This is a genomic window from Acidianus manzaensis (assembly GCF_002116695.1).
GTDB classification, from domain to species: Archaea; Thermoproteota; Thermoprotei_A; order Sulfolobales; family Sulfolobaceae; genus Acidianus; species Acidianus manzaensis.
Genome location: NZ_CP020477.1, coordinates 2,676,904 through 2,687,463 on the forward strand (window position 1 = coordinate 2,676,904; position 10,560 = coordinate 2,687,463).

The 10,560-nt window shown below is 30.8% G+C and carries 9 protein-coding genes; 2 read left to right on the plus strand and 7 right to left on the minus strand.

All coding sequences use genetic code 11. From position 1 onward, the window contains the following. Positions 1-1,278: 1,278 nt before the first annotated feature. The 7 genes from B6F84_RS13745 to B6F84_RS14205 all read right to left on the minus strand — a co-directional run bounded on the left by B6F84_RS13745 (position 1,279) and on the right by B6F84_RS14205 (position 8,293). A complete protein-coding gene (locus B6F84_RS13745; protein WP_148692769.1) occupies positions 1,279-2,319 on the minus strand; it encodes an AsnC family protein in 1,041 nt (346 codons plus the stop codon). A gap of 60 nt (positions 2,320-2,379) precedes the next feature. Further along, positions 2,380-2,523 (minus strand): hypothetical protein, encoded by a 144-nt coding sequence (locus tag B6F84_RS13975; protein WP_187152714.1) that lies wholly within the window; start codon positions 2,521-2,523, stop codon positions 2,380-2,382. A 543-nt stretch (positions 2,524-3,066) separates the two neighbouring features. Next, positions 3,067-3,414, minus strand: coding sequence for a hypothetical protein (locus B6F84_RS13750; protein WP_148692770.1), 348 nt, complete (start codon positions 3,412-3,414; stop codon positions 3,067-3,069). A gap of 391 nt (positions 3,415-3,805) precedes the next feature. Then, the gene (locus tag B6F84_RS13755) at positions 3,806-4,591 is read right to left on the minus strand and encodes a type I-D CRISPR-associated protein Csc1 (RefSeq protein ID WP_148692771.1); all 786 of its coding nucleotides are present in this window, start codon (positions 4,589-4,591) and stop codon (positions 3,806-3,808) included. Continuing rightward, positions 4,588-5,625, minus strand: coding sequence for a type I-D CRISPR-associated protein Cas7/Csc2 (gene cas7d / locus B6F84_RS13760; protein WP_148692772.1), 1,038 nt, complete (start codon positions 5,623-5,625; stop codon positions 4,588-4,590). Before cas7d ends, B6F84_RS13755 begins: the two co-directional genes overlap by 4 nt. Next, a complete protein-coding gene (locus B6F84_RS13765) occupies positions 5,612-8,155 on the minus strand; it encodes a CRISPR-associated protein (RefSeq protein ID WP_148692773.1) in 2,544 nt (847 codons plus the stop codon). The genes cas7d and B6F84_RS13765 overlap by 14 nt, the downstream gene beginning before the upstream one ends. 6 nt (positions 8,156-8,161) lie before the next feature. Continuing rightward, positions 8,162-8,293 (minus strand): hypothetical protein, encoded by a 132-nt coding sequence (locus B6F84_RS14205; RefSeq protein WP_257788606.1) that lies wholly within the window; start codon positions 8,291-8,293, stop codon positions 8,162-8,164. Positions 8,294-8,407: 114 nt separating this feature from the next. Between B6F84_RS14205 and csa3 the strand changes: the two genes are divergently transcribed. Next, on the plus strand, positions 8,408-9,058 hold the full coding sequence (gene csa3 / locus B6F84_RS13770) for a CRISPR-associated CARF protein Csa3 (RefSeq protein WP_148692774.1): 651 nt from the start codon (positions 8,408-8,410) through the stop codon (positions 9,056-9,058). 153 nt (positions 9,059-9,211) lie between these two features. Beyond that, entirely contained in the window at positions 9,212-10,396 is a 1,185-nt protein-coding gene (csx1, locus tag B6F84_RS13775) for a CRISPR-associated CARF protein Csx1 (protein WP_148692775.1), read from the plus strand. The last annotated feature ends 164 nt before the right edge of the window (positions 10,397-10,560 follow it).

Consider the following 10,560-nt stretch of genomic DNA (forward strand, 5'->3'; position numbering starts at 1 on the left):
TGCTGAAAATAAAGCTTGAGTTGCTGAATTCAGTTTTACTGTAGCATCACCGTTTTGTCTTTATTGTTCATAAACCCATAGCAACAATAAAAGGTTTAGCAGAAGGAGGAATAGTAGGATTAGGTGGAGGAATGATAGGATATTGAAAAGGGATCTGAGATTTTACCTAATTTCTTCTCTAATTAGTGTAGTTTGTGGATTATCTGAAAATTGAGGTTCTTCTCTTAATCAGACAGTCGTAAAATAAGCGTTAAGTATTCAAATGAATACACACTATAAGTAGTGAAGCAAATCTGGCTAAGTCTAGGGGCTTACATTGTTTAATTGAAAGGATAGTCTTCCAAAATTAAAATTATCCATTTAACAATGCTATTGCAGTTCCACATATTAATCATATAAGAAGTTGAGATACCATTAATCTAATAGGTCTTTCTGACATACTTTCTCCTTTGTTACGATTTACTACAAGAAATCGCTTATTTATTAAAGCTAGATATAATTGAGACTGTTATAATGTGAAAATTAGTTAATACGCAAAAATTAAACATAAAGAAACTATATGCACAAAAAGTTAGTTCATGAAAATCACTACTGACATAGTATTTAATTAGCGTTTATTGTAAGATATATAGAAGATTTCATGAACTACAATTTAACTCTATTATTTGTCGATTTTCATGACTTCAATCCAATACACTCGTTTTTAGTTTCTTTTTGTAATTACGTTTTGCGTTCATGTGGTGGAGATTTTAACGAATTATTTTAGTTTCTTTTCGTTATTACTTAGGATTGCTTTTACTAGTTTTCCTGTGTAGTCATTTTAGTTTCTTTTCGTCATTACTGATCGTTTTGTTTGTCAAAATTAATGTTGTTTTGCCTATTTATAAAATCAACTCTCCGTTAAGTCAACTAAACTTAACGTTTGACACTAAACGCAAATTGAAATAAAGCCTATTTTCAAAAAATGTTAAAAATTTTTTAGAGCATACTCAGACTTAACGCCTCTTCTCCTTAGTTAAGACTTAAATACTTAAACATTAAACTGACTATTACGTATTATTTTTTACTCTTTTTATTTTCTTTCCTTAAATTTTGTCTTTTTTTATTACGTCTTCATACGGTTAGTCTATACATTACGTAAAAATAGTAATAAAGAAAAATTATAAATGAAATTTAGATAAAGTTTATTTAAATTTAAAATAGAAATTGAAATAACTGTAACTGAAATATCTAGCTCACTAAGCAGAATTTTAAGTAAACTTAACAGAAAAACACGAGCTATCTTTGATAATTAATACTTTCAATAACCCTTTCAGCTTTCAAAATCATTCTTTCAACATTAAAATCCCACTTCCCATCTTCAGTAAAATGCTCATAAGGAATAGAAGCAGCAATTCGATACTTATCATTGGCTGGATGAACAGTTATAGAGATCTTATCATTAAATTCATATTCCGCGTCCTTAATGAAGTCAACGTACTTAAATAATTGACTATTCCAACCTAAGATGTGAGCAACATAATAATTATCTAGAATATGAACATAGTATAAGGTAGGAATTCTAGTCAAATACCTTAACGTATTCTCCTTACTAAAAATTACTTGAAGTCTATAATGCGGTCTTACAACAAATGTAGTGTATGATGATATTAATCCTTTTCCTGCAATATGCTTTTGATAATGATACAGTACATCCTTGAATGAAAATCCAAGAAGAGATGAAAGATCTTTCAAATTTGAGTATGTTCTTTCTTGTTTCTTTCCTATTATTCTTACGTCATAATAATCTGGCTTAAAATCATCCGTCAAATCAACATTCTGAAATGGTTCTCTTTCCCTAGGAGAAATTCCCTCAAATTCTTTCGTTTCAAAATTGAACATTGAATAATCTAAAGGATAAATTAATCTGCTTTTTACTTTTCCTAAGTACTCATAATGATAAATAAAATCATTATCAAGCAAATAATCAAAAATCTTGAAAAAACTTAAACTATTTGAATAAATCATCAAATTAATTGAGGAAGGATTGAAAACATCTCTCAAAGCGAAACCAATCATTCCATCAAACATTTCATACAATTTCAACAAATCAAATTTCCTTCGAGAATAAATAGTAAAAATGTACTTATCCAATCCCAAAGCTTTCTCATTGAAGAAAGGAAAAGTCCTGTACTCGTAATTATTCCTCAGATAGCTGATTAATTCTTCAGCATCCTTTATTCCAGATAATAATCCCAAAATTTTTGGGTTTAAATCTCCAAACCTCTGAATGTAATAGAGGAGTGTAGAAAGTTTGTTCTTCTGAGAAAGTAACTGCACACTAAAAAAGAGTAACTTATAATTAAAAACATACCTTAAATAAGACTAAAAACTTTTTATTCAATCTCCAGCTCCATCAAAATCAGATACTCCTGCGTGTACTAGTACGTGTGCTATTCCTAATGCTGCTAATGCTAATCCTGCTATCGCTATACTTAATCTCATTATCATTAAAGTGTTTTGTGGTGTGAGGTTGAACTTCATTTTTCTTCAAAAATAATTATGGAAGAATTCAACAAAAATTTATCTATAAGTTAAGATAAATTATAAAAAATATAGATTTTTGTAATATTAAAATCTTTTAATTCTCCTACGCGTTATTACGCGTTATTCGGCTGTTAAATTAAAAACTTTTTATTAGGACCAACGTATTTTATTGTGTATTATGGAAAATTAAGCTTATATAGAATGATATCTGCATTTTTTATTCTAGTTAATTCCATTGAATAGAATATAATCTTCTTTTTTGTAGCGTGTATACCATTTAAATACTTAACGCTTATTCTACGATTGTCTGATCTAGAGAATTGCCTCAATTTTCAGATACACAAAGAAAGCTCATATTTCATAAAAATATTATCTCATTTCTAATAGATTGTGGACCATCTGAAAATCAAGATTATTCTCTTTATTAGAATTATTCATAGAATCGTCTAGTTTTCAAATTCTCGTTAATTCCATTGCATGCACACTACATTAGATAATTGGAGATACTGAAAATAATTTTTTAAGTATTAAATAAAAAATTTACATGTATTTCATGAACTTGAATGGGTCTTTCTTCGGCATTATTTTTTCCAATTTCTGGTTAGAAACGAAATAAATGATATCTGAGAATACTGATTTCTCCAACTGGATAGGATAAACCTCACATCTTAAGGACGTATTTATCACTTTTCTTATTATAATACTTAAGGGAACTATTGTAGATTCTATATATCCTTGAGATGTTTTAACTGCAAAATTTGCCGTAAATATGAATACTAAGTAATTTCCTATCTGTAATGAAGGAGCAATTTCAAATGATCTTACTTTTTCTTGTGGCACTATAATGACGTGTAATTTAGGATTTTTCATCTCTATTCCATCTATCACATTATATTATTATATACTTCCTCCCTAATAAAGCTTATACCAAATTTTAACGTCGTTCTATTTTCTCGTATCCGTCAAATATCTAGTAGAAATTTTACGTTTAAATGATAATACTAATATTATAAACCTTTTCCCTTTATCAATGTACACTGGTAATGCTGATTCGTAAGTCAGACGAGGTCAGTCATTCTTCTTTCATCTTCCCACTCTCTTGGTTCAAAGCATGATTTTTAATTAAGATTAAGTAAGACCCTTCTAATTCTTTTAGTTCCGCCTAGTCTTTAGGGAATCTGAAGTAATCGCCTACTGACGGTTTTAGTTTAATGTTAACTTTAGGTATGTTTTTCCAATTAATTTTCATGACTTCTTCAAACAGTCTCAATTAGTTGGATTACAATGGAAGAGTTATACTAACGCGTTTGTTTTCAATTTCTCCTTTTATTTTTAAGCATTTGTCAGTTATTGCCCAACCTATTTTTCCCTCTTTTAGCGAGGAAGTTTCAAGAACCTTTGCAAAATTTTTTATCTCATATCCAAATTTTTCAGTATCTATATCATTTACTGGTATTGAGCTAGCACATTCCTCTGTACTTTCCTTTATGTCTTTTATTTCCACCTCATTATAGTAAATTTGCAGAATCCCCCATCTTTTCTTTCCTATTCTTATCCACCTAGGTAATTTTGACTTAGGATAATCGTCTGAAGTTACTATGTAAGTCATAAACCTTGAACCTGGCGAAAAAGCTGAGTAACTAGTTAATCTAGGGAAAACGTTTTTTGTAGGTTTTCTGGTTGGTAATGCATAACTCCACGATTCTGATGATAGTAAAAATGAATTAACTATAATTTTTTTAGGAACTAGCGGAAAAGAGTATAGTGATTGCTCCTCTTTTTTAGCAAATTTTTCTATTTCTCTTTTCACCGTAGTATACCGAAGAAGAGAGTTTCCCCCAGATTTTTTACCTTTTAATTCGTAATCAGCCTTATGTAAAGAGGGAATTACGAAGTAAGCCTCTGAAGGCATTCCTAGCAGTCCGTACATTACAGGATAATTGTGAATGTAAGGTGATGGAGTTATGTAAGAACCCATCGACGAATAAGAAGTTATCATAGGTTTTACCTCTGTAGAAAAAATAAGAAATCCTTCTAAAGTAAGCTCAGCTTCATATATTTTCATTTTTTCTCCCTAACGAATAATTCTATTGCTTTTCTGAAGTTCACTCCATTTATCCAGGCTTCTTTTACAACGTCGTGAGATATTGTGCCATTCACAGTTAACTCATCTAATACTTCCTCGGCAATATCCTCAGAAGTTACTAGTACGTGATTTTTCTTAAATCTGTCCAAGTAGGAGTTAATCCTTTTATTTATTTCGTCTAAATTGTTTAATCCTTCTATTTCTGCTCTTCTATGCAAGTCATATCCTGAGGAAACTTCAAATGATGAAAATATTATTGCCGGTATGTGTACAGATATTTTTCCGAAATCGCTAGTTACTGCACCTATTCTGCTAGTAGATGCTAATGAGTAAAGTGACAGTAAGAACTCTGCTGGACTTACGTCTTTCATTACTACTTTTCCTACGAATATTGTACCTTCTCTAACTAAAGATAATCTGAACAATCCTCCAGTTCTTTCTCCTTGTACGAACGTTGTTTTAGTTACTTCATCTACCACATTAAAAGTTCTGACTACTACGCTTTTTTGTTCAGGTTCCGTAGCTATGTGTAAGTCTCCTTCTATCCTACTCTTTAAGTTAAATGATCCTTCCTTTACCGCAAAACCAAATTCCATACAATTAGGACATTCTCCACATAACCCTCCCATTCTTTCTTCTTTGTTCGTGGAGGAGAACGGTCTTAAAGAGCAATCCCAATCGTCATTTTTACCTCTTATTTTGTTTATTTCCTCTTTATGGTCTGCATAGTCTCTTCTCAGTAATTCTAACATTTTCCTTCTTACGCTCGAAGCCAATTTTTCGTGAAGTATTATAGGATATTTCTTATCTCCTATAGTAGCTAATGTTATATCCTCTCCTCCTTCATGCCTTATTATTAATTCTCCTTCTGCCTGTATCGTTACAAATACGTTAATTACTCTTCCTCTTGGTACTGCGTTTTCTTTTTTAACATCTGATAAGTCAGCAAAAAATGGAGATATTTTTTCCTTTTCTATTCCTAATATTTTTTCAATTTTTTCATTTAAGCTCATTTTTATCATCTATTGTTTTATATAAGATATACAACCAATTTATTATTGCGTTTGAAATTGATATAGCCAGAGACCTATCGCTCTGCTTTTCTATATCATATAAAACAGAGAAAACATCATTTAACTTATAATACATGGTCTTCTTTTTATCATCAGTGAACACTTTTTCAGACAATTTATGTTCCAAGGTAGAGAAAGACGCACCGATAGCAATTCCTATTCTATCCTCTTTTGATAAGTTAATGGGAGACGTTTTGAAAAACATATCAATGCCATCCCTTAGAAATCCTATTACATCATCCTTTGATTTAGCTTGTCTATTCATTTCTTTTAGATTTGCTGCTATTGAATACAAACTATTTTTTAACGTTTCTCCCATTTTAGATACCTTACCTAGAGTAAAATTTAAAAAATATGAACGAGGAGATATATAACTGAAAAACTTGTTATCTTCTTCCAAATTAGTTCCTATGCCAAAAGCTAACACAGACAAAGAAGGATCTACAGAACCAAACAAATCCATCTCGCTAGCCATTTCGTTTATACAATTATCATCTCTTTCGCATACTCCAATCTTTTCATAATAAGATAAAAGGAGAAGCAAAGTCTTGTAATTAATATTCTCCTCTTTTTCTCTATTCTCCAATTTAGTCCAAGTATAATTAAATTCTGAAGAAAAGTCAATACTCCTACTTTCCTCTGGAATATCTAGTATGATAGAAGAAACCTTTACTGGAGCAGATAAGTAAGATATAGAAATTAAAGGAGCATAAGGCAAAATCTTATTAAAAGTAGTCTTATCCAACCTAGTAATTATCTTCAATTTAGGAGCAACATCAGAAGCCTTTATTATCACTTTTGACGATAAGCAATCAACTATACTCTTCTTATTACTTGATTCGTTAAAATCTCCACCACATGAACGCATAACATCCAAATAACTTGAATTTGATGTAATCTTTCTAGTCACATCAGCTATTTTAGCAGGGTTAAAATCCAAGATTTTAAGTAAAGAAACCGGAATACCAGGATAAAACGACACAATAAAATAAGGAGGCTGTATCTTATTTTTCAACTGTGACGCTTCATAATTACATATTTTACATATGTGCAAATCATCCCTTATCCTATCAATCTCATCCAATGCAGTTTCCCTAGGAATGAAAATCTCAGTCTTTCCAGAAAGCAATTCAGCAAACTGCTTAAAACGAACTGGCTCCTTATCGTAAATAGAAGCACCACAAACCACACAATAATCATAAGGCTTTTCCCTAACTTCTGGCAAATCATCTTGAACATAACCAGAAAAAGACTTCTTAACAAAAGAAAGCAAAGTCAAATCCGTAGTCTTAGCTGAAGAATACTTTTCCCTTATAATACTCTTAACTTTCTCCAACAAAGGAATAGGATCATCAATCTCCTCCATGTAACGTGGAAACTTTTCTTTAATCCCTAGCCGTTCCCTGACGTAATCCTTATCCGAAGAAGAGAACTTCTCCATAAAATACATTAAAACACCATAAGGTATATCATTCTTATACTTTTCAATAATCTCCTCAGCAACTTTAACTTTCAGTTCAGGCGGTAAAAGGCCAACTTGATCTTCAAAGTAAGAACATAACTTAGAAGGTAGAAAAGCATTAACTTGCTTAGGTTTTCCTTCTTTGTATAAGGCTGACTTCCTAGAATTAGGATCATTCAGCTTCTCGAAAGACTCTTTTTTTAAGCATTCTTCTATTTTATCCTTTACTTCACCAATCCCCTCTTCCTTTCCTTCCATCAACTTTTCCAAAGTATTATATATAGAAAGAAGAGATATTGGAGGAGACTCTTTTTTAGTTAAATAAACAAAACCATCAGGATAAGAAATTAAAGGAACACCATTACTCAACTTAATTATCTCATCAGAAGCTAATAAAGTAAATAATCTAGGAGTAGAAGAAATATATTTCAAATCCAAACCATAAGAATTCAAAGCTCTTATAGCGTCAGTATAAGACTCCTTATATTTCACTATATCATTAGCACTCCTTATATCACTCATTAACATATCAGCCAATTTAACAGAAACCCAGATAGGCAAATGAACATTGTCCGGCAAAGTTCCTTTAGCAAATAACGATAGAAAATGCAAAGCTTGATTATCGTCAAATTTCAAAGCTCTAGCAATTTCCCTTACCCTATCCTCCTTATTCTCCAATTTATTCCACGCATAAAGAAAACCTACATAAAAACATAATTCCTTAAAATCCTTATTATAAGCTTTTTCTAACGGAGCAAAAGCAGAAGGATCAACATCATAAATGCTCTTGCATATATCCATGGATAAAGTACCAACTGAAACAGCATGAAAAACGTGAGATTGAGGAGACTTAGCCTCTCTAACTCCATCCTCAAAATTTAAAGAAGATAAAGTATTTTCTATAGCAGGAGTTTCATTCTTTTTTTCTGTAGTAGTTTCATTCATTCGTTTAATCCATTCATCATAACTAATAAAACGAATTTTTTCACCGATCTTGTTTATATTCATTTTAACTTACCCTATTTTTCCAAATACATTAAGCCCATTAGAAGGATCCTTAGTTCTTAAAATTTGATCGCGATCATTAACATATTTTATCATAGGAATAATCTCATTTTCTTGCTCTATCATGTTATCTTTTTCCATACGATATTCTCTCAATATTAGTTTAAAAGCTTTTTCACACCCTTTTACTAATCGTTAACATTTTCACGTTAATGTGGAAAAAGACTTATATATTTGCAGGCTTATGTAAAAAGTATGAAAGTTTTAGTATTATCTTTGGGCTTTACTGTCGAGTACCTAGTTAGAATAATTTCCACCAGAGGAACCTCTGACGTAGAAAAAATAATAATCTTTACCTCATTTGGAGAAGACCCTTTAAGCAGAAAAAGAGCAGAAGATACAATAAACTACGCAAAAGACTACCTCTCCAAAGCTGGATTAAATTACGAAATTAAAGCTTTAGATATCTCCAAATCATTTCTAAACGTAGTACTACAAATAGCAGAAACACTAAAAAAATACAACGAAATGGAAATTTACATATTAGGCGGAATGAGACTATTCGCACTATCACTATACTACTACGGACTAGTAGCAAAAAGCTTAAACAAAAACGTGAAAGTAATACTTTACACAGAAGACATGAGCCTAATCGGAGAACTACCACTAACAATTCCAGAAAAATTAAAAGATGAAGAAATAAAAATACTTAAAGTGATAGAAAACCAAAAAAGCTTAAAAGACATAGCAAAATCATTAAACAAATCCATATCAACCATATCAAAACAAATGGATTCATTAGAAGAAAACAAACTAGTAGAATGCCAAAAAATAGGAAACTTAAAACAATGCAAAATAACAGAACTAGGAAAAATCTTACTACAACTAGAGGACAAAAACGTATAAATTCCACCATAGTTTGTGAAGTATTTGAAAATTAAGATTTTTCTCTAAATCAGAACCTCTCGTAAAACCAACGTAAAGTATTCAGATTACACACACTAGAACTCTACCTATTACTAACGAAATTTTTAAGTATGCTTCTCGTGAGTATATTATATGAGTTTAGTATTTGCCGTAATTGGAGATCCAGGGAAATATAAAGATACTGAATATTCATTTAATGAAAAAATAGTAAAAAGTAAGACTAGCTTCTCCGTCTTTCAAGGGAAAAAGGTTATTTTTGCTGGGATTTCTCTTTGCGAGAATGGGAGTAACTTTAACGATTGCGTAAACGATGTTAAAGATTACGTTAAGGGTAAGATAGATGGTTTTGATGAGATTATAGTAGCACCTAACGTTATGGGAAAGTTTAAAGGAGATTTAGGATTTTATTTTTCTTACGTTTATTTAAAAACTTTAGAGGAACTTCAAAAGGAAAATCCAAAAGAAGTTTTTCTAGATTCTACTCATGGAATAAATTACATGTCTTTATTAGCAAAAGACGCTATAATGCTAGCTATTTCAGTCTATTCTGTTTTGAAAAGAACAGAAGTAAAATTCGTCGTTTACAATTCTGACCCTTATGAATCTACAAAACCTTTAGAAGTTCACGAAACAAACAGTGTCAAAATTAATCCATTAGCAGGATTAAAGTACATCACATTTTTAATACTAAATAAGGAAGAAAATAGATATAAGCCTGATAAAATATGCTCATGCAATTCCTCTTTATTCTCTCATAAAGACGTTCACAGGCTAGCTTTGGCTTTAGATGGTGGATTATTTTTATACGTTAAGCAAAAACTTGAACAAACGAATACGCAAACTGAAAAGGGCGCTAGAATTCTCGACGTTAACAATATTCTAAAAGCTTTAGAAGACGAAATAACAAACGTGACATGGGACTCTTTCAAATATAAGGGAAATGTTAAAGTTGAAACTGCTGAGGCTCACGCATTATTCAAAGTCGCTTCTATCTTCAATTTTAGTTCATTAGAGGATTTAAAAAATCTAGTAGAAAAATACTGTGATGAAATAACAAAAACTATAGTTACGCAAGAAATTAGTGAAATTGAAAGATCCAAAAATAGGATAGAAGACGATTGGAAAGAATACGCAAAAATTAAGGAAAGTAAAAAAGAGAAATCTGAAGAAGATGAAGGTAAAAAAGGGCATTTTACCAGAAGAATACTATACGCTCACGGAGGATTACCATACGATCAGATTCTGCTTAAAAAGGAAAATGATAAGATATTAATTAGATACAAAGATTTAACTGAAATAGAAAAACAGATTGATTAACTTGTAGAGTGTTCAATAATAAATCCATCGTTTAAAAATTTTATGCTTATATAAGTATTTGAAACAGGAATCTTAATCAATAAACCATATCAGAAACAGATATTCATCCTACACAATCCTCCTAGGTAGAGACAATTACACTTACAAACTTTTGTTTTACGAAA